The organism is Enterobacteriaceae endosymbiont of Plateumaris consimilis (assembly GCF_012563145.1).
Taxonomy (GTDB): domain Bacteria; phylum Pseudomonadota; class Gammaproteobacteria; order Enterobacterales; family Enterobacteriaceae.
In genome coordinates this window covers 159,092-183,461 of sequence record NZ_CP046230.1, presented here as the reverse complement: position 1 = coordinate 183,461, position 24,370 = coordinate 159,092, and the positions used below count along the sequence as shown (strand labels likewise).

Here is a 24,370-nt window from a genome sequence, read left to right as displayed (position 1 = left end):
ACATAAAAATTATATGACTACTTATATTATTGGAGATGTTCATGGTTATTATAATGAATTCTTATATTTATTAAACAAAGTTAATTTTAACTATAAAAAAGATCAATTATGGATAACTGGAGATATTATTGCTCGTGGTCCTGATTCAGATAAAATATTATTTTATTTATATAATATTCAAGAATCTGTAAAGTTAGTATTAGGTAATCATGATTTATATTTATTAGCTTTACATTCAGGTATACCTAATACTGGAACTATATATGATCAAAAAATATTAGAATTATTAGCAAATAAAAAAATTTCTATTATTGTTGATAATTGGTTAAAATATCAACCTTTAATTCAAATAAATAAAGAAAAAAAAATTATAATGACACATGCTGGTATTACTCCACAATGGAATAATATCGATATATTAAAATCTGTTTCACGTGAAGTAAAAAATATTTTAATAAGTAAAAATAATAAAATTTTTTTTGCTTCTATGTATAATCAAAAATATCAAATAAATAACTGGAATAATAATAAACTTACAGGATTTAAACGTTTTAATTTTATTATAAATTCATTAACAAAAATGAGATATTGTTATCCAGATGGAACATTAGAAATGATAACAAAAGGAGAACCTAAAAATGTGTCTCAATTATTAAAACCATGGTTTTTAATACCTAATGACATATATAAAAAATATACAATATTATTTGGTCATTGGTCATCTTTAAATGGGAGATATACTCCTCCACACATAATGGGATTAGATACTGGTTGTTGTTGGGGAAACAAATTAACAATGTTTTCTTGGGAAAATAAAAAATTTTATACAAAAAATTGTAAAATTTAAAACTTATGTTTAAATTATTACCTATTAGTAAATATATTTTACATAAATTTAAAAATAAATTTGTAAATCGTAATGTAATTTTTTCTGGAAATATTAGAGATTCTATACCAATTTATTTAAATACTTTTATTAGCTTTATTAATACTCATCAATATGATTATTATATATGGTTAAAAAAGTTTTTAAATAATAAAGTACATTACGATTTAGTTGAAAATATATTAATAAATAATTTTAATACACTTTTATTTTTTTGGTCAAAAAATAAAAGTGAATCAATTTTTCTGTTAGAAAATATATTATCTATTTTAGATATAAATAGTGATATTTATGTAATAGGAGAAAATAATAGTGGTATAAATCAAATAAAAAATATAGCAAACTTTAATAATGATATACATTTTAATAAAATTATTAGTGCAAGAAAATGTAGTATTTATTATGGAATTTTACGTAAAAAAATTATTTTTAATAAAAATATTTATTGGATTAATTATTTCTATAAAAACTATACTATTAATAGTTTGCCTGGTGTGTTTAGTTCTAAAAAATTAGATTATGGTAGTAAATTATTAATTTCTACTATTAAAAATAATAACAACATAAAAGGTAAAATATTAGAAATTGGTTGTGGTTCTGGTATTATTTCTACAATAATAGGTAGTAGTACTAATAAAAAGTATTCATTATTTTTAGTAGATATAAATTCTAATGCTATTACGTCAAGTAAAAAAACAATTTTTATAAATCAAATTAAAAATACATATATATTTCCAAGTAATATATATTCTAATATTTATGAAAAATTTGACTTAATTGTATCAAATCCACCTCTTCATATAGGATTAAATTATTCTTTAGATATATTATATAAAATAATTTATAATGCAAAAAATTATCTAAATTATGGTGGAGAACTTCGTTTTGTTATAAATAATTTTTTACCGTATTTTAAATCATTGAAAAAAAAATTTAAAATAAATACTTTATCTAAAAATAAAAATTACACAGTATATAGTATGAAAAATATTTAATATAAATTATGTATTAATAAAAGATCTAATAAAAATTAATAAAAAACACTAATCTAATAGTAAATATATTATTAGTAAATATATTTTTAGTAAATATTAATAATAAATATTATAAAAATTTTCTGTAAAATATAATATTAATTATTATTTATTATTAATCATATTATTAACGTTCATTCCCATTTTAAGTGCTAAAGAAGATACTACATATATAGAAGATATAGTTCCAAAAATTACACCAATAAACATAATTAAAGAAAAATTATTTAATACAATACCTCCAAAAACATATAAAATAGATATCATAGTTAAAACTGTTAGTGAAGTAATAATACTTCTTTTAAATGTTTGATTAATTGATAAATTAATTATTTTATAAATATTATAATTATTTAATTTATAACAATTTTCACGTATTCTATCTGAAATAACAATACTATCATTAAGAGAATAACAAATTATAGACATAAGAGAAGAAATAATAGAGAGATCTATTTCAATATAAAATATTGATATTATACCTAAAGTAATAATTAAATCATGTAATAAAGAAATTATTGTACTATATGCTAAATGCCATTCAAAACGTAAACCTACATATATCCAAATACCTATTAAAGTAACCATTATAGTAGCAATACCAGATAAAATTAAATTTTTACCTATATTTGGTCCTATATATTCTATTTTTTTAATTACAAATTTTTGTTTATATAATTTTTGAATTAAATTTATTAGTTTTGGATCCATTATTTGTTTATCTTTTAAAATAGATTGATTTTTTGATAGTTTGAGAGTTAAATTATGATTATTATTGATTGAATTAATTTCAATTTTTGAAGAATATAATTTTTGTATTAATAATCTAGTATTATTAATTTTACTAATTGGATTTTGAAAGTGTAATTCTATTATCGTACCACCTGTAAAATCTACTCCCCAATTTAAACCTTTATATGATATAATTATTATAGATAATATAATTAATATTCCTGAAACAAATAAAGCATAATTATTCCATTTCATAAAATCATAATATTTTAACTTATTTTGTTTAATTATTTTGATTTTGTTAAAAAAAAAATACATATTTTTTAATATTCTCCATTTATATTAAAATTAATAATTTATTAAATAGGTAACTTTTTTATTTTTTTACCACCATAAATAATATTTACTATTGCTCTAGTAATAATTATAGAAGTAAACATAGATGTTAAAATACCAATAAAAGTAGTAATAGCAAAACCTTGTATTTCTCTAGAACCTAAACTATATAAAACACAAGAAGTGATTAATGTAGTTACATTTGCATCAAAAATACTAGAAAATGCTCCTTTATAACCAAAATCTATAGCTTTTTGAATAGATACTTTATTATTTAATTCTTCTTTAATTCTTTCATTAATTAAAACATTTGCATCTATAGCAATAGCTAAAGCCAAAACTATTCCTGCAATACCTGACATTGTTAGTGTTGCTCCAGGTAAAAGAGAAAGAAAACTAATAGTAAAAATGAGATTAATAAATAAAGCAATAATTGCAATTATACCAAATATATGATAGTAAAATATCATAAATATGATACATATCAAAATACCTATAATACAAGCTTTTATTCCTTGTTTAATATTTTCTTGACCAACTGAAGGACCAATATTTTGTTCTTCTATTATTTGTATAGGTGCACTTAATGAACCAGATCTTAGTAAAATTGATAGTTTTTTTGCTTCTTTTATATTTTTTAAACCAGTTATTTTGAAATTATTATTTAATTTTGATTGTATAGTTGCTATATTTATTATTTCTTCTTTTTTATATTGTATAATATTTCCTTTTATATCTTTTTTATTACTATTTATATAATCTACGAGTACTGTTGCAATATTATCTCCAATATGTTTTTCAGAAAATTTAGATAAAATATCTCCTCCTTTTTTATCTAAAAAAATATTAACTTGTGGTTGATTATATTCATTTCTACTAACATTAGAATGAATAATATTTGATCCATCTATTATTATTTTTTTATTTAACAAAATAGGTATTTTATTATTCCATAAATAATAAGAAACATTTTTATTTTGAACATTATTTATATTATTATTAACTAAATGAAATTCTAATGTTGCTGTACTACCTAATATTTCTTTTGCTTCTGAAAAATTTTGTATACCTGGTAATTCTATAACAATATTATTTATACCTTTTCTTTGTACTATAGCATCAGAAATACCTATTTGATTAACTCGATTACGTAGTACGTTTATGTTATTTTCTATAATAGTTTCTTTCAAATCTACAAACCATTGTTTTTTCATAGAAACTAACAAACCGTTTTTAATAACATTATAATTAACAAAGTTATTATTTTGTTTTTTTAAATAATTTATTGTTTTGTCTCTTATATCATTATTTTTAAAAAAAATTTTATAATTAAAATTATAAGACCTTTTTAATTTAAACAAAATATTTTTGTTTTTTAATATTAGTTTTAAATCTTCAATATTTTGTTCTCGTAATTTTTGAAAAATATAATTATTATTAACTCTTAATAAAAAATAAATACCACCTTTTAAATCCAACCCTAATTTTATTGGTTTTGCTCTTAAAAAAGATAACCATCTTGGAATAGATGAAATGGATTTTACTATTACAATATATTTTTTAGATGAATTTTTTTTAAGAATTTCGTATGCTTGCAATTGATTATTTATATTATTAAAAATAATATTAATGTTATTATTTTTATTTAAAAAAAATTTTGTAAAATTAATTTTATTAGAGATTAATTTATTTTTAATATTTATTATTATTTTTTCTTTTGAAAAATTTTTATTTAAAATATTAATTTGAACAACAGGAATATCCCTATATATATTTGGTAATGAATATATAATACCAATTATTATAAATAAAATTATTAAAGTATTTTGCCACCAATAATATTTATTTAACACGACAATATTCCTATTGGTAATAATAAATTATGAAAAAAGTTTTTTTATAGTACCTTTAGGTACAATTGCAATTACAAAATCTTTTTTAATAATAATTTGATTATTCTTATTTATTAAGATAGTAATATATCCACAATCTGATATTTTAACAATTTTCCCAATAATTCCACCAGTTGTTAATATTTCATCTCCATTAGAAAGTGAATTTATTAATTCTCTTTTTTCTTTATTTTTTTTATTTTGAGGCTTAATTATTATAAAATAGCATATTATACCAAAAATTAAAATCATAACAAATAAAGAAATAATATTATCTTTAGAATGCATTCCGTTATTTGTAGCTGTTGTAGCAGCTTCTATATTGGAAATAAAAAAATTCATCTAGTTTATTCCTTAATAATGAAATATAATTATTTTAAAATTTTAAAATAATTAATTGAATGATAAACAATTATTATATAAAATAACATAAAAAATTATGTTTTATCAAATAAAATTTTAGGAATTTACTATGGTTTTAGTTACAAAAAAAGCTCCTGATTTTAATGCTTCAGCAGTTTTAAATGATGGTTCAATTATAAATAATTTTAATTTTATAGAATATTCTAAAAATAAAGTTACTGTTATATTTTTTTGGCCTTTAGATTTTACATTTGTTTGTCCTTCAGAAATAATATCATTTAATAATCATTATAATGATTTTAATGAAAGAAATGTCAACATTTTAGGAATTTCATGTGATTCACAATTTACTCATAATGCATGGCGTAATACTTCTATTAAAAATGGCGGTATTGGAAAAATTAAATTTATAATGATATCTGATTTGAAAAAAGAAATACAAAAAAAATATGGTATTGAATATCCTGAACTAGGAGTTGCATTAAGAGCTTCTTTTTTAATAGACAAAAAAGGCATTATAAGACATCAATTAGTAAATGATTTACCTTTTGGTAGAAATGTTAATGAAATGATAAGAATGATTGATGCTTTAAATCATTATGAAAAATATGGTGAAGTATGTCCTGCTCAGTGGGAAAAAGGTAAAAAAAGCATAATACCTACATCAGTAGGAATATCTGATTATTTAACTAATAACATAAATGAATTAAATTAATTATTTAAATAAAATATCTGCACATTGTGCTCGATAACGTAATAAATGATCTAATATTGTGATTGCTACCATTGCTTCTCCTATAGGTATAGCTCTTATTCCAACACAAGGATCATGTCTACCTTGTGTTGTACATTGAACTTCATTATTATCTAAATTTATTGTTCTACCTATAGTAGAAATACTAGAAGTAGGTTTTATAGCAAAGTTGATAATAATATTTTGTCCTGTACTGATTCCTCCTAAGATGCCTCCAGAATGATTACTTTGAAATCCATTAGATCTAATTTCATCACGATAATCACTTCCTAATGTATTAACAGATTTAAAACCATCACCTATTTCTATTCCTTTTACGGCATTTATACTCATTATAGAATGAGCTAAATCTGCATCTAATTTATCAAAAACTGGTTCACCTAGTCCTACTGGTATATTTTCTACAATAATAGTAATTTTAGCTCCTATAGAATTTCCTATTTTTTTTAAATTATTTATCATATTTTTTAAATCTTGTATTTGATCTATATTAGGACAAAAAAAAGGATTTTTATTTACTTCTGACCAACTTTTAAAATCACAAATAATATTACCCATTTGTGATAAATAACCTCTGATTTTAGTATTATATTTTATTAATAAATATTTTTTTGCAATAGCACCAGCGGCAACACGCATAGTTGTTTCTCTTGCAGAAGAACGTCCTCCACCTCTATAATCTCTTATACCATATTTCTTTTGATATGTATAATCAGCATGTCCAGGACGAAATATATTTTTAATATTATTATAATCTTGTGATCTTTGGTCTATATTTTTAATCATAAGACCAATACTTGTTCCAGTAGTTAAACCATTAAATGTCCCAGACATAATTTTAATTATATCTAATTCTTTTCTTTGAGAGGTATATTTAGAGTGTCCAGGTCTTCTTTTATCTAAATCTTTTTGTAAATCATATTCTTTTAGAGGAATACCAGGAGGAACACCATCTACAATACATCCTAAAGCAATACCATGAGATTCTCCATAAGTAGTTACGCGAAATATTTTTCCAATACTATTACCTGACATAATATTTTTACCTTTTCATTATTCTTATTTTTTTTATTGTATTTCGACTTAATTTAAATATACCTGTACCTCCATTTTTTATTTTTAACCATTTAAAATTTATAAAATGATATTTTTTTTTTATATATTTTATTTGATTTCCTACTTCACATATTAAAAAACCCTTTTTTTTAAGAAAAAAAAAAGAATTTAAGATTATATCATTAATAATATCTAATCCATTATTTTTAGATATTAAACCTAATTGTGGTTCATATGAATATTCTTTAGGTAAATATTTTAATTCTTTTTTATCAATATAAGGTGGATTAGCTATTATTAAATCGTAAGTAGGAAAGTTATATAATTTTTCGAATAAATTACTATGAATTGGAGTAATACGGTTTTCTAAACCATGTAATTCAACATTATATTCGGTGACATTAATAGCATCTAAAGAAATATCTATAGCATCTATATGAGCATTAGGAAATAAATATGCACATGCAATAGCAATACATCCACTTCCAGTACATAAATCTAATATATTTTTAGGAGTAAATGTTAATTTTAATCCATTAGATTGAAATTTATTATTAATTAATTCTGATATTGGTGATCTAGGAATTAATACTCTCTGATCAATATATAACTCATGTCCACAAAACCAAGTTTTATTTGTTAAATATACTATAGGTATCCTATTATTTATTCTTTTAGACACTAATTTAAATATTAATTTTCGTTCTTTTAAAGTTAATTTTGCATCACATATATTATTCCATATATGTGGTGGTAATCCTAATATAGGTAATATTAATTGAATAGATTCATCTAAAGGATTATCAGTTCCATGTCCATACCATATATTAGATATACTAAAACAACTAGCTGACCAACGAACCATATCTTTAATAGATAAAAGTTCATTTAAAATGTCTTGTTGAAGAAGATCTTTTAAATTTATATTCATAAAAATAGTAAATTAATAAATAAATAATTAATAATTCATAATTTTATTAATATAATTTAAAATATTGAAAAAAGATATAATCATAAATTAATAAATAAAATTTATTATTTAGTATTCTCCCCTGACTGGATTCGAACCAGTGACATACGGATTAACAGTCCGCCGTTCTACCAACTGAACTACAGAGGATTATTAGATATCTATTTATATTATTATTAATAATATATTACTGTCAAGATAATTATATCAAATAAGGTTAATTTTATATGATTAAATAAATTGAATATATAATTATTATGTTATAATATACAATATTTATTGTAAAATATTATGCCGAAGTGGCGAAATAGGTAAACGCAGTTGATTCAAAATCAACCATCATTTTTTATGATATATCGGTTCAAGTCCGATCTTCGGTAATCTAATCTATAAGGATTATTTATTATGTTACTTTACAATAGAATATCTAATTTTAAATTAAAAAAAATCATATTTAAAAAAAACGAAGAAAGAAAAATATTATCTTTTTATAAATATTTTTTTATAAATGATCCATTATCATTACGTGATAATATTTACATTTTATTTAATGCTTTAGATATTTTAGGTAGAATATATATTTCTCATGAAGGAATAAATGCACAAATTAGTGTTCCTTGTTATTTTTATAATATAATAAAATTTTTTTTATATAAACTAAATCCTAAATTAAAAGATTTATATATAAATCTAGCAATAGAACATAAAAAAAATGCATTTTGGGTTTTAAAAGTTATACATAAAAAAAATATTTTAAATGATAATATACAAAACTTTAATTTTTTAAAATTTAATATTATTGGAAAATACTTAAATGCTTCGCAAGTAAATAAAATGATAGATAGTAAAAATACTATTCTTATAGATATCAGAAATTATTATGAATATGAAATAGGTCATTTTAATAATGCTATTATATTTAAATCATCACGTAATTTTAGAGAACAAATGTCAATGTTGTTATGTAATTTAAAAAAATATCAAGATAAAAATATTATTTTATATTGCACTGGTGGTATTCGTTGTGAAAAAGCTACTTCTTGGTTAATATTTAATAATTTTAAAAATATCTTTCATATTAAAGGTGGTATTATTGGTTATATTAATGATGCTAAAAAAAATAATTTGCCTATTGAATTTAAAGGAAAAAATTTTGTTTTTGACAATAGAATGGCAGAATCAGTAACTACAGATATTATTTCACGTTGTTATCAATGTAATAATTTTTATGATATACATACTAATTGTAAAAATAATTATTGTCATTTATTATTTATTCAATGTCCTTTATGTAAAGAAAAATATTATAATTGTTGTAGTAAAAAATGTAAAAATATTTATTTAAAATAAATTTTATTAAATATTTTCTATAAATTTTTTAATTGTTGAAAATAAATTTCATATTCTTTATTAATATCATCACCTATATCATTTTGCCATTCACCTTTTTTAATGATTTTATCATTTGGATATAATGTATTATCATTAATCATATTTTTAGGTAATAATTTTTTTGCTGCTAAATTAGGTGTCGAATATCCTGTTATTTGTGCTACTTGAGCTGCTATTTTTGCTCTTAATAAAAAATTAATTAATTTTAAAGCACCTTCTACATTTTTTGCATTAGAAGGAATAGCAAAACTATCCATCCAAAAAATTCCACCTTCTTTAGGCCAAATAATTTTTAAAGGAATACCTAATTTTTTAACTGCATATGCAGATCCGTTCCATATCATTCCTAATACAGCTTCTCCTTCTATAAAAGGAATACCAGGATTATCTGAATTAAATGTAACGATATTAGGCATTAATTTTTTTAATTCTTTAAATGCATTTTTAATATGATTTAAATTAGTGTCATTACCTGAATAACCTAATTTCATTAATGCTATTTGAAAAACTTCTCTAGCATCATTAACTAATGAAATTAAATTTTTATATTTAGGATTCCATAAATCTGACCAACTATTTATGTTATTTAAATTTATTTCATTGCTATTTATAGCAATAGTTGTAACACCCCATATATATGGAATTGAATAATCATTATTAGGATCAAAAGATTTATTTAAAAATTTAGAATCTAAATTAATAAAATTTGTTAATTTTTTTTTATCAATTTTTTGTAACATACCTTCATTTTTCATTTTAGCAATAAAATATGTAGAAGGTACAATAAGATCATAAGATTCTTTTTTATAAGTTTTTAACTTTGCATACATACTTTCGTTTGATTCATATGTTGAATAAATAACTTTAATTCCAGTTTCTTTAGTAAATTCTTCTAATAAACCTTCAGGTACATATTCTGTCCAATTATAAAAAACAACTGTATTATTATTAGTAATTGCATATAAACATTTAATTGGTAAATTAAATATAAAAAAAATAAATATTAATTTTATTAAAAAAATCATATAATCTTCCTTATGAAGAATAATTATTTTTTATTGCTATAGCTTCTATTTCAACTTTTGCATTTTTAGGTAAACGAGATACTTCTACACAAGTTCTAGCAGGATAATGTGCATTATTTTTAATAAAAAAATCTTTATAAATATTATTTATAATATTCAAATCATCTAAATTTATTAAAAATATTGTAGTTTTTACTATATTTTTAATAGAACAATTTACTTTATTAATAATATATTTAATATTTTTTAATACTTGAACAGTTTGTTTTTCTATATTATTATTTTCAATTTTATTATTTAAAGGATTAATAGATATCTGACCTGAAATAAAAATTATATTTTTAAATACAATCCCTTGTACATATGGACCTATAGGTATAGGAGCATTTTGAGTATGAATTATTTCTTTCATAAAAAATAAATTCCTAAATAAATTTTTATAATATTAAATTAATATTTATTATAATCAATATTAATATTATAGTATTATTTTAATGATTTGAAAAATAAATTATATTTTAATAATATTAATTTTTTCAAATTTTATATATATTATAAGATAATTTAATATTTATTTTTTAATAAAGTTAATAATATTATTGCTTTAATAACATGAAGTTTATTTTCTGATTGTTTAAAAATAATACTATTTTGAGATTCAAAAACTTCATCTGTAATTTCTAATCCATCAAATAAATTATATTTAAATATAATTTTATTATTAAAATATTTTTTATAATGATTATATATATGTAATGATGGTAAACAATGCATAACTTTTACATTTTTATTTTTAGTTTGTAATAGTAACTTTTTATTAACTTGATAAATATATAAATCATGAATTCTTGATTCCCACAATTGAGAAGATTCTCCCATAGACAACCAAACATCAGTATAAATAAAATCTGTATTTTTAACACCATCATTGATATTATCTGTTATAAAAATTTTGTTTTTATTTAATAATAAATTATTAAATAATGTATTATTAGGCCATAATTTTTTTGGTGATATTAAATTTAATTGAAATCCAATAATTAACGATGCTTCTATAAGACTATTAGCAATATTATTATTTATATCTCCTATATATGATAATGAGATTTTATCTAAAGATTTATTAATTAAACATTCTTGTATTGTTAATAAATCTGCTAATATTTGAATAGGATGAAATTCTTTTGTTAAACCATTCCAAACAGGAATATTTGAATATTTTGATAAAATTTCTATATCTTTTTGATTTTTACCACGAAAAACTATTCCATCATATATTTGACTTAATATACGTGCAGTATCTTTAATTGATTCTTTATATCCTATATGACTATTATGTTTATCTAAATATGTTATTTTAGCATCTTGATCATAACATGCTATTTCAAAAGAACATCTTGTTCTAGTTGATTCTTTTTCAAAAATTAAAATTATATTTTTATTATATAATTTTTTAATTTCTTTATTTTTCTTTTTATCGTTTTTAAGTTTTAATGAAATATTAAGTAATTCATAAATATCTTTTTTAGAAAAATCTGATAATTTTAAAAAATGACGATTATAAAATTGATTCATAATAATTACCTATAAATAAAATTTATATCTATTATAAAATAATCAATATATTTAATATTATATTATTTTAATTAATTCTCTTTTTTTAATTAACTCTATTTCTATTTTTTTATATTTTTTTAATTTTTGAATATTATTTTCAATAACATTTTTAGGTGCATTTTTTAAAAAATTTTTATTACTAATTAAATTATTTAAATAATCTATTGATTGTTTGTTATGTTTTAATCTTTTATTAATTTTAACTAATACATAATCTTTATCAATTAAAGCATTATCTATAGGAATTGATAATTCAATATCATCTATTTTTTCTATAAATGACATTTTAGGAAATAATTCTTTTTGTAAAATAAAAAAAATTTGATTAATATTTAAAAAGTTTTGTAATAAATATACATTATTTTTTAAATATAAAAATATTTCTTGATTTTTATTTTTTAAATAAAGATTAATTTTTTTATTTGTTTTTATATATATATCAATTTTTATTTTACGAACAACAGTAATTATTTTCATTAAAATTTTAAAAAAGCTTGCAGCTTTATTGTCTATTTCTGTTTTATTAAATTTTGGAAAAGATTGTATCATGATACTATCACTATATTTTTTTTTATTTTTTTTAATTTTTTGCCATATAACTTCAGTTAAAAAAGGAATAATAGGATGAGCAAGTTTTAATAATGATTCAAAAATATTGTATAAGGTATAATGTATACTCATATATTGAATTTGAATTTTATTTTTAAAAATTATTTTTGCATATTCTAAATACCAATCACAAAATTTATTCCATATAAAATTATATAAGATATTAGTAGCTTGATCAAAACGATATTTATTTAATGCATTTGTATATAATTTTATTACTATATTATATTCACTAATAATCCATTTATCAGTAATGGATAATTTTTCTTTATTATTAATATATTTATATTTTATATTTTTTAAAATTAAAATACTTGCATTCCAAAGTTTATTACAAAAATTACGATAACCATCTAAACGAGACATATCCCAATATATATCTCTTCCTGTAGAAGATAAAGCAGCTAATGTAAATCTTAAAGCATCGGTTCCATAACTTTTACTACCATTTAAAAAATGTTTTTTTGTATGATTCTTAATCAATTGGATATATTTTTCTTCTGTTATGTTAATAAGTCTTTTTTTTAATAAATCAGTAAATGAGATACCATCAATAATGTCAATTGGATCAATAACATTACCTTTGGATTTTGACATTTTTTCTCCTTTTTCATCTCTAATTAAACCAGTCATTAAAATATTTTTAAATGGAATTTGTGATGTATTATCTTTATTTTTAACAAAATGCATTGTCATCATAATCATTCTAGATATCCAAAAAAATATAATATCAAAACCACTAACAATAACATTTGTTGGATGGAACATAGAAAATTCTTTTGTATAATTTGGCCAATCTAAAGTAACAAAAGTCCATAAACTAGATGAAAACCATGTATCTAATACATTTTTATCTTGTTTAATAAAAACATCTTTTTTTAAATTATATGTATTACGTATTTCTTTTTCATTTTTTCCAACATAAATTTTTTTATTAATATCATACCATATTGGTATTTGATGACCCCACCATAATTGACGAGATATACACCAATCTTGAATATTTTCCATCCAAGAATAAAACATATTTTCATAAATTTGAGGAAAAAATTTAATTTGTTTTTTCTTAACTGCATTTATTGCTGTTTTAGCTAGTTTTTTAATATTTAAATACCATTGACTGGTTAACATAGGTTGAATTATAGTATTACTACGAGAACTATATGGTACTAATATTAGTTTTTGTTCATATAGTTCAAGTAATCCATCATTTTTAATCATATTAATAATAATTTTTCTTACTTTTGTATAATGCAAATTTTGGAATATATCAGGTATATTTTCAGAATAAATTTTTATTTTTTTGCCATAAATATCATAAATTTGGTATTTATTTAAAATATTACCATGATTATTAAATATATTTATTAAAGGTAAATTATGTCTAATTGCTACTTGATAATCATCAAAATTATGTGCTGGACTTATTTTTACACATCCAGTACCTTTATTTATATCTGCATGATTATCTATAATAATAGGTATTTTTCTATTAATTAATGGTACTATTACAAATTTTCCTATTAAATTAGAATAACGTTTATCTAGTGGATTAATAGCTATAGCAGTATCAGCTAACAATGTTTCTGGTCTTGTAGTAGATATAACTAAATAATTTTTACCAGTTAATGTAGTTATATTTTTTTCTAATGAATAACGAATATACCAAACGTAAGTGTTAAGTTTTTTATGTTCTACTTCTAAATCAGATATTGCAGTACGAAGTTTTAAATCCCAATGTGTTAATCTTTTTTTTTTATATATTAATCCTTCTTTATAAAGAGATATAAAAATATTTTTTACAGTTTTAGAAAATTTATCATCCATAGTAAATCTTTTACGATTCCAATCTGCAGACAAACCTAATCTGCGCATTTGATTAAATATTACATCACAACATTTTTTTTTCCATTTCCAAACTTCATTTAAAAAAATTTTTTTATCATATTTATATTGAGCTTTATTATTTTTTACAAAAAAATTTTTTTCTATCATACTTTGAGTAGCAATTCCTGCATGATCAGTACCTATTTGACACAAAATATTTTTTCCTAGCATACGTTGATAACGTGTTATGATATCAATAATAATATATTGTAATGCATGTCCCATATGTAAAGAACCAGTTATATTAGGTGGTGGCACCATAATAGAAAAATTTTTTTTAAATTTATCTGTTGTACATTTGAAATATCCATTATTTTCCCAAAAAAAATATATTTTTTTTTCAAATTCTTTAGGATTATATATTGTATCCATTATAAAGTAATATCCTATTTATATAAAATTATTTATAATAATTAATTATTATGATTAGAATAATTTAATAAAAATTGACATAACATATTAACAGGTCTGCCAGAAGCAAAAGCTTTATTATTTTCATTATAATTCCATGCTGTACCTGCAATATCTATATGAGCCCATTTATATTTTTTAGTAAATTTTGATAAAAAACATGCTGCTGTAATAGCTCCACCAGAATTAGAATTACTAGTATTTCTTATATCAGCAATGTCTGATTTTAATTGATTATAATAACTTTTATCGTCCATAGGTAATTCCCAAACACGATCATCTACATCCAATGATGCTTTTATTATATTTTTTGATAATTCTAAATCATTAGACATAAAACCACTAATATTGTTTCCTAATGCTATTACACAAGCTCCTGTTAATGTTGCAATATCAATAACTATCGAAGGATTAAATCTATTTATGTATGTTAACACATCACATAAAACTAATCTTCCTTCTGCATCAGTATTTATTATTTCTACTGTTTTTCCTGACATTGTTTGAATAATATCACTAGGACGAAAAGCATTACTATCAGGCATATTTTCACATCCTGCAATAATACCGATAACTTTAAGAGGTAATTTTAATTCAGATATAATATTCATTACTCCATATATACATGCTGCACCACACATATCATATTTCATTTCATCCATATGAAAACTTGGTTTTAATGATATTCCTCCAGAATCAAAAGTTAAACCCTTTCCAATTAAAACTATAGGTTTACTATGATCAAATAAATTATCATATTTAATAATAGACATTACTGATTTATTCTTTGAACCATTACCTACAGCTAAGTAAGCATTCATGCCTAAATGTTTCATTTTTTCTTCATCAATAATTTCTACTGAAATATTTTTTGTATATTTATTAGCTAATTTATATGTTTTTAAAGATAAATATTCAGGATTACATATATTAGGAGGTAAATTTGCAATATTTTTAGTCTGTGTTATTCCAATATTTATTGCTATAGAATGTGTAATTGCTTTTTTATAAATTTGAATATTATTATTATTTATATTAAATTTAATAAGAGATAATGTATATTTTTTTATTTTTTTAAATTTATTAAAAATATAAATATTTTCTTCAATAATACTTATTGTATCTCTTATATTCCAATATAAATCAATATTTTTAATTATTAAATCTGTTAAACACCAAAAAATATCTTTTATTTTAATTGTTTTTAATTGATGTATTACTTTTTTAATAATAATTTTATTTTTTTCTCTATTAAATTTTTCTTTAATACCACAACCAATAATTAATATTTTTTTTATTAAAATATTAGGTACTTCATATAACATTATTATTTGATTAATTTTTCCTTTAAAATCATTATTTTTTAAAATATTTAATATATAATTATTAGATATTGTATTTAAAATATCGGCAATATAAGACAATTGATATTTTTCAAATATTCCAATAACCATACAATCTGATTTATATTTTTTTGAAAAATTTGTTTTTTCTACTAAATATTTCATAATAATTCTCCAAATATATTACAAAATAAATTAAATTATTATATTATTACATATAATATAAAATAGTGAAAATATTTGTTTCTATATAATTTTAAATTATATAAAAATATATTTTATATATAAATTTATTTTAATATTTATATTAAATCAAATTTAAAAAAAAATTTACATTTAGACTTGATGCTTTGAGATGAGTCCCCATTTTCTTTTCATCAAGGATTATGATTTTTCAAATTATATAATATTAAATTTATTAAAATTATTAAATTATTTATATAATTAAATAATATTTTATAGAGGAGTACTGTTTTAATGGGTAAAATAATTGGTATTGATTTAGGTACAACTAATTCTTGTGTAGCTATAATAGATGGAACAAAAGCTCGTGTATTAGAAAATGCAGAAGGTGATAGAACTACTCCTTCTGTTATTGCTTATACTAAAGATGGTGAAATTTTAGTAGGTCAACCAGCTAAACGTCAAGCTATTACTAATCCACAAAACACTCTTTTTGCTATTAAGAGACTTATTGGTCGTCGTTTCCAAGATGAAGAAGTACAACGTGACATAAAAATTATGCCTTATAAGATTGTTGAATCCAACAATGGTGATGCATGGTTATATGTTAAAGGAAAAAAAATAGCACCACCACAAATATCTGCTGAAGTATTAAAAAAAATGAAGAAAACTGCAGAAGATTTTTTAGGAACTAAAGTTAGTGAAGCTGTAATTACAGTTCCTGCTTATTTCAATGATGCTCAAAGACAAGCTACGAAAGATGCAGGTCGTATAGCAGGATTAGAAGTAAAACGTATCATCAATGAACCAACAGCTGCGGCCTTAGCTTATGGATTAGATAAAGGTAAAGGTAACCATACTATAGCTGTATATGATTTAGGCGGAGGTACATTTGACATTTCAATTATTGAAATAGATGAAGTTGATGGAGAAAAAACTTTTGAAGTATTAGCAACAAATGGTGATACTCATTTAGGTGGAGAAGATTTTGATAGCCGTTTAATTAATTATTTAGTGACAGAATTCAAAAAAGATCAAGGAATTGATTTAACTAATGATCCATTAGCAATGCAACGTTTAAAAGAAACTGCTGAAAAAGCAAAAATTGAATTATCATCTACTCAACAAACAGATGTTAACTTACCATATATTACTGCAGATTCTTCAGGTCCTAAACATTTAAATTTTAAAGTAACAAGAGCAAAATTAGAATCTTTAGTTGAAGATTTAATAAATAAATCAATAGATCCATTAAAAATGGCTTTAAAAGATGCTCATTTATCAATTTCTGATATTAATGATGTAATTTTAGTAGGTGGACAAACGAGAATGCCTATGGTTCAAAAAAAAGTTGCTGATTTTTTTGGTAAAGATCCTAGAAAAGATGTCAATCCAGATGAAGCAGTTGCTATTGGTGCTGCTGTTCAAGGAGGAGTATTAGCTGGAGATGTAAAAGATGTATTATTATTAGATGTTACTCCTTTATCATTAGGAATAGAAACAATAGGAGGTATTATGACTCCTTTAATTAATAAAAATACTACTATTCCTACAAAACATAGTCAAATTTTTTCAACTGCTGAAGATAATCAATCTGCTGTTACTATTCATGTTGTTCAAGGAGAACGTAAAAGAGCAAATGATAATAAATCTTTAGGACAATTTAATTTAGATGGTATTAGTCCAGCTCCTCGTGGTATTCCACAAATAGAGGTTACTTTTGATATAGATGCTGATGGAATATTGCATGTATCTGCAAAAGATAAAAAAAGTGGTAAAGAACAAAAAATTATAATAAAAGCTTCATCTGGTTTAAATGATAAAGAAGTAGAAAAAATGATAAAAGATGCAGAATTTAATGCTGAATCAGATCTTAGATTTGAAGAATTAATTAAAATACGTAATGAATCTGATCAACTTATTCATAGTACAAAGAAAAAAATAGCAGAAGTTGGAGATAAAATTACTAAAGAAGATAAATCTCTTATTACAAATGCAATAAATGAGCTTAACATATCATTAAAAAAAGAAGATAAAAATGACATCCAAACAAAAATGCAATTATTAATTCAAGCATCTAGTAAAATTTCAAATATAATGGAAAATAATAATCAACAAAAAACAAATAATAATGATAGAAATAATAGTAAATCTAAAAATAGAAATAATAATGTTGTAGATGCTGAATTTGAAGAAGTAAAAGATAATAAAAAATAATTGCCTTCTCAATAATTAAATTATTTTCACTAATTAATTATAGAAATTATATTAATACCGTTTATATATTAAAAATAAAATTTGTTAATATAATAATCGGTATTAAAATTATAAGATTAGGAAAGGTAGTAATATATTATGTCAGAAAAAGATTATTATGAAATTTTAGGTGTTACTAAAAATGCAAAAGATCGTGAAATTAAACAAGCATATAAACGTTTAGCTATAAAATATCATCCAGATCGTAACCAAGGTAAAAAAGAAGCTGAAAATAAGTTTAAAGAAATTAAACAAGCTTATGAAGTTTTAAGTGATAAACAAAAAAGATCTGCTTATGATCAATATGGACATTCTGCTTTTGAACAAGATAATATTAATAATAGTACCACTGATTTCGGTGATATTTTTGGAGATGTTTTTGGAGACATTTTTGGAAATTCAAGAAATTATAAGTCTAATAAAGGAAATGATTTAAAATATGCTATTAATATTTCCTTAGAAGAAGCAGTGAAAGGTATAACAAAAGAAATCAAAATCCCATTTTTAAAAAAATGTACTAATTGCAATGGTACTGGTGCTCAAGGATCTCTTCAAAATTGTTATACTTGTAATGGTCATGGACAAATACAAATGAGACAAGGTTTTTTTACTGTACAACAAACTTGTCCTAATTGTAATGGTAAAGGTACTTTAATAAAAAATTTATGTATAACTTGTAAAGGAAAAGGAAAAGTAGAAAAATATAAAATTTTATCTATAAAAATTCCCGCAGGGATTAATACTGGAGATCGTATTAGATTAAATGGAGAAGGAGATTTAGGTAATAATGGTGCTCCTTCTGGAGATTTATATATAGAAATAAGAATTAAAAAACATCCTCTTTTTATAAGAGAAGAAAATAATTTATTTTGTGAATTACCTATTAATTTTTCTATAGCAGCTTTAGGTGGAAATTTAGATATTCCAACATTAAATGGATTTGTAAAAGTTAAAATTCCTCCAGAAACTCAAACAGGTAAAATATTTAGATTACGTCATAAAGGAATCAAATCTATAAGAGATAATATTACTGGAGATTTGTTATGTAAAATTATTGTAGAAACACCAGTAAATTTAAATGATAAACAAAAAATGATATTATATAATTTAGGAAAAACTTTTATTAAATTAAATAATTATAAAAATACTCCTAAATATAAAAAATTTATAAAAAATATAAAACTTTTTTTTGATAATTTAAAAAATTGATTATGATAGAGGGTATAGAAAATATAATTTTATTTTTTATACCCTCTATTATAATAGATAATAATGTTAATTATTTAATTTTCCATGACAAAATTTATATTTTTTTTTTGAAGAACATGGACACAGATCGTTTCTACCTATTTTATTTAATGAATATATATTAATATATTTTTTTTTTTTATTTATAAAATAACGATAATCTTCTCGAGAAAGATTTAAACTATTTATAATTTTTTCATTATTTTTAATTCTAAAATTTTTTAACTGTATTGAAGATTTAGTTATATCTTTCTCTGGTAAATTAATTGATATTTGACTTATTATAGTAATAATTTCTTTTTTTAATAAATTTAACATTGAACTAAACATATGAAAAGATTCAATTTTATATTCTTGTTTAGGATCTTTTTGTGCATATCCTCTTAAATGAATTCCTTCTCTTAAATAATCCATAGCAGAAAGATGTTCTTTCCATAAACTATCTAATAACTTAAGCATTATATTTTTTTCAAAATTACGTATAATATCATTACCTAATATTATTTCTTTTTTATTATATTCTTGTTCGGAAAATTCAATTATTTTTTTTAAAAAATTTTGTTTATTAATAACTTTTGTATTATTATTTTTAGAAGTTTGTAATAACTTATCAATAGGTAAATATATATGAAATGTTTTTTTAAAAAAATTATCTAGTTGTACTAAATTCCATTCATCTTCTAAAAATAAATCAGATTTTATATATTTATCTATAATTTTTTTAAATACATCAATTCTAAATTGTTTTATAATTTTACTAATATTAACGGTTTGTAATAATTTATTTCTTTGTTTATATATAGCTAAACGCTGATCATTAGCTATATTATCATATTCTAATAATTGTTTACGTATATCAAAATTATAATTTTCCACTTTTTCTTGTGCTCTAGCTATAGATTTAGTTATCCATGGATGTTCAATAGATTCATTTTCTTTCATACCAAATTTATACATAATTTTTGATATTTTATTTGAAGCAAAAATACGCATTAGTGAATCTTCTAGAGATAAATAAAATCTTGAAGAACCATAATCTCCTTGACGTCCAGAACGACCTCTTAATTGATTATCAATTCTTCTAGATTCATGACGTTCTGTACCAATAACATGTAGTCCTCCTAATAATAAAACTTTATTATGTTCATTTAACCAAGATAAATTTATATTTTTTATTTGATCTTTATTTAATTTATCATTTAATTTAAATTTAATGTTACCACCTAAAACAATATCTGTACCTCTTCCTGCCATATTAGTAGCAATAGTAACAGCATTTTTTTTACCTGCTTGAGATATTATCTCAGCTTCTTTAGAATGTAATTTAGCATTTAAAATATTATGTTTGATACCTATTGCAGTTAATTTTTTTGAAATTAATTCTGATTTTTCTATTGAAATAGTACCAACTAATACTGGTTGTCCTTTATAATATTTATTTTTTATATCATTTATAATAGCTTTAATTTTTTCTTTTTCAGTAATATATACTAAATCAGGTAAATCTTTTCTTATCATTGGTTTATTAGTAGGAATAACAATAGTATCTAATTTATAAATTTCTTTAAACTCAAATGCTTCTGTATTTGCAGTACCTGTCATTCCTGATAGTTTTTGATATAACCTAAAATAATTTTGAAATGTAATAGAAGCTAAAGTTTGATTTTCATTATTAATTTTTACATTTTCTTTTGCTTCTATTGCTTGATGTAATCCATCTGACCATCTTCTTCCTTGCATAATACGTCCTGTATGTTCATCTACTATAATAATTTGATTATTTTTTACAATATAATCAATATTTTTTTTAAATAATTTATGAGATCTTAAACCAGCAATAATATGATGCATAATAATAATATTGGAATTAGAATATAGTGATTCTTCTTTTTTTATAATTTTTTTTTCTACTAAAATTTTTTCTATATAAATTAATCCCTTTTCTGTTAAATATGCTTGACGTGATTTTTCATCTATAAAGTAATGTCCTTTACCTTTAAAAGTATCAGAATCTTCTTTTTCTTGACATATTAATTTTGGAATAATTTTATTTATTTGAATATATAGTTCTGAATTATCTTCAGTAGGTCCAGATATGATTAATGGAGTTCTTGCTTCATCTATGAGAATAGAATCAACTTCATCTACTATAGCATAGTATAAACTTCTTTGTACTTTATCTGAATAATTAAAAACCATATTATCTCTTAAAAAATCAAATCCAAACTCATTATTTGTACCATAAGTAATATCAGCTAAATAAGATATTTTTTTTTCACTAGATGACATTCCAGATAAATTAACACCAACAGTTAAACCTAAAAATTCAAATAATATTTTATTATTTTCTGCATCACGTTTAGCTAAATAATCATTAACAGTAACAATATGAACATTATTACCAGTTAAAGCATTAAGATAAGCTGGTAATGTTGCTGTTAAAGTTTTTCCTTCTCCTGTACGCATTTCAGCAACACAATTATTATTTAGTACTATTCCTCCTATTAATTGAACATCAAAATGTCTCATACCAAATAATCTTTTACTTGCTTCTCTAACTACTGCAAAAGCTTCTGGTAAAATATTTTCTAATGTGATATTTTCTTTTATTTTTTTTTTAAATAATAAAGTTTTATTTTTTAATTCTAAATCAGTTAAGTTTTCAAAACTTTTTTCTAAACTATTTATAATATTGACTATTTTTTTTATACGGCGTAAAACATAGTCATTATGATTACCAAAAATTTTTGACAAAAAATTTTTTAACATATATATACTCTTAAATAAAATTTATGACGATATTTAAAAAGTGTAAATTTATTTTTTAAACTATTAAATCATTATTTAAATTCATTAAATTAAAAGGATAAATACTTATATGCGTAATAATAAATTATTATCAATTAAAAAAATATTTTATAATAGATATAATTATCCTGCTTATTCAAAAATATTTACAAAATTAAAATTACATATAAATATTCTAAACAAAATTAATCAAATAATTAAAAATTATTTTCCAATAAAATTACATAATTGGTATAATGCAAAAAATTTTACAAATAACATTTTAATTATAGAAACAAATAATTCTAGTTCTATGATGAGATTTTTATATGAAAAGTCAAATATTATATCACTTTTAAAAAAAAATATTTTACCTTCTTTAAAAAATATAAATATTAAAATTAATCCAACATTATTAATAAATAATAATATTTCTTCAAATAAATATTTATTTAAACAAAATATTTTAAGTAAAAATAGTGCCATTAGATTACTTAATTTAGCTAAAAAAAGTCCCATCAAATTACGTTATATCATAGAACAGTTAGCTTCTTTAGCTAATTTAAATTAATAATTTGTATAAAATTTTTTATTTGTAATTTATATTAATATTTATTTTTTAATAAATTATATATGAAAAATTTATATATATAATATAATAAAAATATTATTTAGCTAAAAATAATATTTTATTAATAACATCATAAAATGATAAACCAGATTTTTTTGCAGCCATTGGAAATAAACTATTAGGAGTCATTCCAGGACAAGTATTTATTTCTAGTAATTGAAAATTATTATTTTTATCTAAAATTATATCTACCCTTCCCCATCCGCTACATTCTAATACATTCCATGCTTTCATAGCTAATTCAGATAATTCTTTTTCTTTATATTTATTCAAACCACTAGGACAAAAATATTTAGTGTTTTTATCAATATATTTTGCTTTATAATTATAAAATGGATAAAGTGATTTAATTTTAATTGATGGTAACGTTTTATTACCTAATATACTAACTGTATATTCTACTCCATCAATATATTTTTCAATTAATATATCATTACTATATATTAAAGCTTTTTTTATAGCATCTAATAAATCATGAATATTATTTACTTTTGAAATGCCTAAACTTGATCCAGTTGAATTAGGTTTTACACATACAGGAAAATTTAATTTTGAGATAGTTTTTTTAATTTTTAAATAATTTTTTTTTATAAAATCTATTTTTTTTAAAAAAAAATGAGGATAAACAGGTAATCCATATTCTTTCCATAAAGTTTTTGTTATAAATTTATTCATTGTTATAGTAGAAGCTAATGATCTACTACCAGTGTAAGGAATTTTTAAATATTCTAATATAGTTTGTAAACTACCATCTTCTCCACCTTCACCATGTAAAGCAATAAAAATTTTTTTAAATTTATTTTTTTTTAATAAAAATAATGGAAAATCTCTAGTATCTAATCCATAAGCTTCAATACCCATTTTTTGTAATGTGTTTAATATTGTATGACCTGAAATTAAAGATATTTTTCTTTCTGGTGAATTACCACCATATAAAACAGCTATTTTATTAAACATA

General features: G+C 20.9%; 19 protein-coding genes and 2 tRNA genes. 8 read left to right on the top strand and 13 right to left on the bottom strand.

Annotation, left to right across the window (positions count from 1 at the left end; genetic code table 11):
- Positions 1–13 precede the first annotated feature (13 nt).
- Together GJT81_RS00855 and rsmC are read left to right on the top strand one after the other, a co-directional pair.
- Complete coding sequence (locus tag GJT81_RS00855; RefSeq protein ID WP_169785463.1) at positions 14–847, top strand: symmetrical bis(5'-nucleosyl)-tetraphosphatase; 834 nt, start codon at positions 14–16, stop codon at positions 845–847.
- A gap of 5 nt (positions 848–852) precedes the next feature.
- Positions 853–1,881 (top strand): 16S rRNA (guanine(1207)-N(2))-methyltransferase RsmC, encoded by a 1,029-nt coding sequence (gene rsmC, locus GJT81_RS00850; RefSeq protein ID WP_169785462.1) that lies wholly within the window; start codon positions 853–855, stop codon positions 1,879–1,881.
- Between the two features lie 144 nt (positions 1,882–2,025).
- Here the strand turns inward: rsmC and secF are convergent, their stop codons facing one another.
- Genes secF through yajC form a run of 3 tightly spaced genes read right to left on the bottom strand, consistent with a single transcriptional unit; the run spans position 2,026 to position 5,222 of the window.
- Positions 2,026–2,970 carry a protein translocase subunit SecF gene (gene secF / locus GJT81_RS00845; protein ID WP_169785461.1) on the bottom strand — a complete coding sequence of 315 codons (945 nt, stop codon included), beginning with the start codon at positions 2,968–2,970 and terminating at the stop codon, positions 2,026–2,028.
- Positions 2,971–3,011: 41 nt separating this feature from the next.
- The gene (gene secD / locus GJT81_RS00840) at positions 3,012–4,841 is read right to left on the bottom strand and encodes a protein translocase subunit SecD (protein ID WP_169785460.1); all 1,830 of its coding nucleotides are present in this window, start codon (positions 4,839–4,841) and stop codon (positions 3,012–3,014) included.
- A 27-nt stretch (positions 4,842–4,868) separates the two neighbouring features.
- Positions 4,869–5,222 (bottom strand): preprotein translocase subunit YajC, encoded by a 354-nt coding sequence (gene yajC / locus GJT81_RS00835; protein ID WP_169785459.1) that lies wholly within the window; start codon positions 5,220–5,222, stop codon positions 4,869–4,871.
- Positions 5,223–5,352: 130 nt separating this feature from the next.
- Here yajC and GJT81_RS00830 point away from each other — a divergent pair, with 130 nt between their 5' ends.
- Positions 5,353–5,958 carry a peroxiredoxin gene (locus tag GJT81_RS00830; RefSeq protein ID WP_169785458.1) on the top strand — a complete coding sequence of 202 codons (606 nt, stop codon included), beginning with the start codon at positions 5,353–5,355 and terminating at the stop codon, positions 5,956–5,958.
- Here the strand turns inward: GJT81_RS00830 and aroC are convergent, their stop codons facing one another.
- The 3 genes from aroC to GJT81_RS00815 all read right to left on the bottom strand — a co-directional run bounded on the left by aroC (position 5,959) and on the right by GJT81_RS00815 (position 8,173).
- The gene (gene aroC, locus GJT81_RS00825) at positions 5,959–7,032 is read right to left on the bottom strand and encodes a chorismate synthase (RefSeq protein WP_169785457.1); all 1,074 of its coding nucleotides are present in this window, start codon (positions 7,030–7,032) and stop codon (positions 5,959–5,961) included.
- A gap of 7 nt (positions 7,033–7,039) precedes the next feature.
- Positions 7,040–7,984 carry a 50S ribosomal protein L3 N(5)-glutamine methyltransferase gene (prmB, locus tag GJT81_RS00820; RefSeq protein WP_169785456.1) on the bottom strand — a complete coding sequence of 315 codons (945 nt, stop codon included), beginning with the start codon at positions 7,982–7,984 and terminating at the stop codon, positions 7,040–7,042.
- Between the two features lie 116 nt (positions 7,985–8,100).
- Positions 8,101–8,173, bottom strand: a tRNA-Asn gene (locus GJT81_RS00815).
- 143 nt (positions 8,174–8,316) lie between these two features.
- Here GJT81_RS00815 and GJT81_RS00810 point away from each other — a divergent pair.
- Positions 8,317–8,403: transfer RNA gene (locus tag GJT81_RS00810), tRNA-Leu, on the top strand.
- Positions 8,404–8,428: 25 nt separating this feature from the next.
- Entirely contained in the window at positions 8,429–9,373 is a 945-nt protein-coding gene (gene trhO / locus GJT81_RS00805; RefSeq protein WP_247645445.1) for an oxygen-dependent tRNA uridine(34) hydroxylase TrhO, read from the top strand.
- A 17-nt stretch (positions 9,374–9,390) separates the two neighbouring features.
- Here trhO and GJT81_RS00800 read toward each other — a convergent pair whose 3' ends face one another.
- The 5 genes from GJT81_RS00800 to GJT81_RS00780 form a co-directional block, all read right to left on the bottom strand.
- Complete coding sequence (locus GJT81_RS00800) at positions 9,391–10,440, bottom strand: extracellular solute-binding protein (RefSeq protein WP_169785455.1); 1,050 nt, start codon at positions 10,438–10,440, stop codon at positions 9,391–9,393.
- 10 nt (positions 10,441–10,450) lie between these two features.
- A complete protein-coding gene (locus GJT81_RS00795) occupies positions 10,451–10,852 on the bottom strand; it encodes a Rid family detoxifying hydrolase (protein ID WP_169785454.1) in 402 nt (133 codons plus the stop codon).
- A 152-nt stretch (positions 10,853–11,004) separates the two neighbouring features.
- Positions 11,005–12,015 carry an ornithine carbamoyltransferase gene (gene argF, locus GJT81_RS00790; RefSeq protein WP_169785453.1) on the bottom strand — a complete coding sequence of 337 codons (1,011 nt, stop codon included), beginning with the start codon at positions 12,013–12,015 and terminating at the stop codon, positions 11,005–11,007.
- Between the two features lie 57 nt (positions 12,016–12,072).
- Positions 12,073–14,925, bottom strand: coding sequence for a valine--tRNA ligase (locus tag GJT81_RS00785; RefSeq protein ID WP_169785452.1), 2,853 nt, complete (start codon positions 14,923–14,925; stop codon positions 12,073–12,075).
- Between the two features lie 41 nt (positions 14,926–14,966).
- On the bottom strand, positions 14,967–16,472 hold the full coding sequence (locus GJT81_RS00780) for a leucyl aminopeptidase (RefSeq protein ID WP_169785451.1): 1,506 nt from the start codon (positions 16,470–16,472) through the stop codon (positions 14,967–14,969).
- A 312-nt stretch (positions 16,473–16,784) separates the two neighbouring features.
- On the opposite strand from GJT81_RS00780, the gene dnaK reads away from it, so the two are divergent.
- The gene (dnaK, locus tag GJT81_RS00775) at positions 16,785–18,707 is read left to right on the top strand and encodes a molecular chaperone DnaK (RefSeq protein WP_169785450.1); all 1,923 of its coding nucleotides are present in this window, start codon (positions 16,785–16,787) and stop codon (positions 18,705–18,707) included.
- 138 nt (positions 18,708–18,845) lie between these two features.
- Positions 18,846–19,955 (top strand): molecular chaperone DnaJ, encoded by a 1,110-nt coding sequence (dnaJ, locus tag GJT81_RS00770; protein ID WP_169785449.1) that lies wholly within the window; start codon positions 18,846–18,848, stop codon positions 19,953–19,955.
- Positions 19,956–20,021: 66 nt separating this feature from the next.
- Here dnaJ and secA read toward each other — a convergent pair whose 3' ends face one another.
- The gene (gene secA, locus GJT81_RS00765; RefSeq protein ID WP_169785448.1) at positions 20,022–22,763 is read right to left on the bottom strand and encodes a preprotein translocase subunit SecA; all 2,742 of its coding nucleotides are present in this window, start codon (positions 22,761–22,763) and stop codon (positions 20,022–20,024) included.
- A 109-nt stretch (positions 22,764–22,872) separates the two neighbouring features.
- Between secA and GJT81_RS00760 the strand changes: the two genes are divergently transcribed.
- On the top strand, positions 22,873–23,352 hold the full coding sequence (locus GJT81_RS00760) for a DUF721 domain-containing protein (protein WP_169785447.1): 480 nt from the start codon (positions 22,873–22,875) through the stop codon (positions 23,350–23,352).
- Positions 23,353–23,448: 96 nt separating this feature from the next.
- Here the strand turns inward: GJT81_RS00760 and GJT81_RS00755 are convergent, their stop codons facing one another.
- The gene (locus tag GJT81_RS00755; RefSeq protein ID WP_169785446.1) at positions 23,449–24,369 is read right to left on the bottom strand and encodes a D-alanine--D-alanine ligase; all 921 of its coding nucleotides are present in this window, start codon (positions 24,367–24,369) and stop codon (positions 23,449–23,451) included.
- Position 24,370: the final 1 nt, after the last annotated feature.

What these genes read in the sequence shown, in the direction of transcription:
- aroC (WP_169785457.1), bottom strand. Translation starts at nt 7,032, where the DNA reads ATGTCAGGTAATAGTATTGGAAAAATATTTCGCGTAACTACTTATGGA.
- GJT81_RS00855 (WP_169785463.1), top strand. Translation starts at nt 14, where the DNA reads ATGACTACTTATATTATTGGAGATGTTCATGGTTATTATAATGAATTC.
- dnaJ (WP_169785449.1), top strand. Translation starts at nt 18,846, where the DNA reads ATGTCAGAAAAAGATTATTATGAAATTTTAGGTGTTACTAAAAATGCA.
- GJT81_RS00800 (WP_169785455.1), bottom strand. Translation starts at nt 10,440, where the DNA reads ATGATTTTTTTAATAAAATTAATATTTATTTTTTTTATATTTAATTTA.
- secA (WP_169785448.1), bottom strand. Translation starts at nt 22,763, where the DNA reads ATGTTAAAAAATTTTTTGTCAAAAATTTTTGGTAATCATAATGACTAT.
- GJT81_RS00755 (WP_169785446.1), bottom strand. Translation starts at nt 24,369, where the DNA reads ATGTTTAATAAAATAGCTGTTTTATATGGTGGTAATTCACCAGAAAGA.
- GJT81_RS00830 (WP_169785458.1), top strand. Translation starts at nt 5,353, where the DNA reads ATGGTTTTAGTTACAAAAAAAGCTCCTGATTTTAATGCTTCAGCAGTT.
- rsmC (WP_169785462.1), top strand. Translation starts at nt 853, where the DNA reads ATGTTTAAATTATTACCTATTAGTAAATATATTTTACATAAATTTAAA.
- trhO (WP_247645445.1), top strand. Translation starts at nt 8,429, where the DNA reads ATGTTACTTTACAATAGAATATCTAATTTTAAATTAAAAAAAATCATA.
- GJT81_RS00795 (WP_169785454.1), bottom strand. Translation starts at nt 10,852, where the DNA reads ATGAAAGAAATAATTCATACTCAAAATGCTCCTATACCTATAGGTCCA.
- GJT81_RS00785 (WP_169785452.1), bottom strand. Translation starts at nt 14,925, where the DNA reads ATGGATACAATATATAATCCTAAAGAATTTGAAAAAAAAATATATTTT.
- GJT81_RS00760 (WP_169785447.1), top strand. Translation starts at nt 22,873, where the DNA reads ATGCGTAATAATAAATTATTATCAATTAAAAAAATATTTTATAATAGA.
- argF (WP_169785453.1), bottom strand. Translation starts at nt 12,015, where the DNA reads ATGAATCAATTTTATAATCGTCATTTTTTAAAATTATCAGATTTTTCT.
- yajC (WP_169785459.1), bottom strand. Translation starts at nt 5,222, where the DNA reads ATGAATTTTTTTATTTCCAATATAGAAGCTGCTACAACAGCTACAAAT.
- secF (WP_169785461.1), bottom strand. Translation starts at nt 2,970, where the DNA reads ATGTATTTTTTTTTTAACAAAATCAAAATAATTAAACAAAATAAGTTA.
- dnaK (WP_169785450.1), top strand. Translation starts at nt 16,785, where the DNA reads ATGGGTAAAATAATTGGTATTGATTTAGGTACAACTAATTCTTGTGTA.
- GJT81_RS00780 (WP_169785451.1), bottom strand. Translation starts at nt 16,472, where the DNA reads ATGAAATATTTAGTAGAAAAAACAAATTTTTCAAAAAAATATAAATCA.
- prmB (WP_169785456.1), bottom strand. Translation starts at nt 7,984, where the DNA reads ATGAATATAAATTTAAAAGATCTTCTTCAACAAGACATTTTAAATGAA.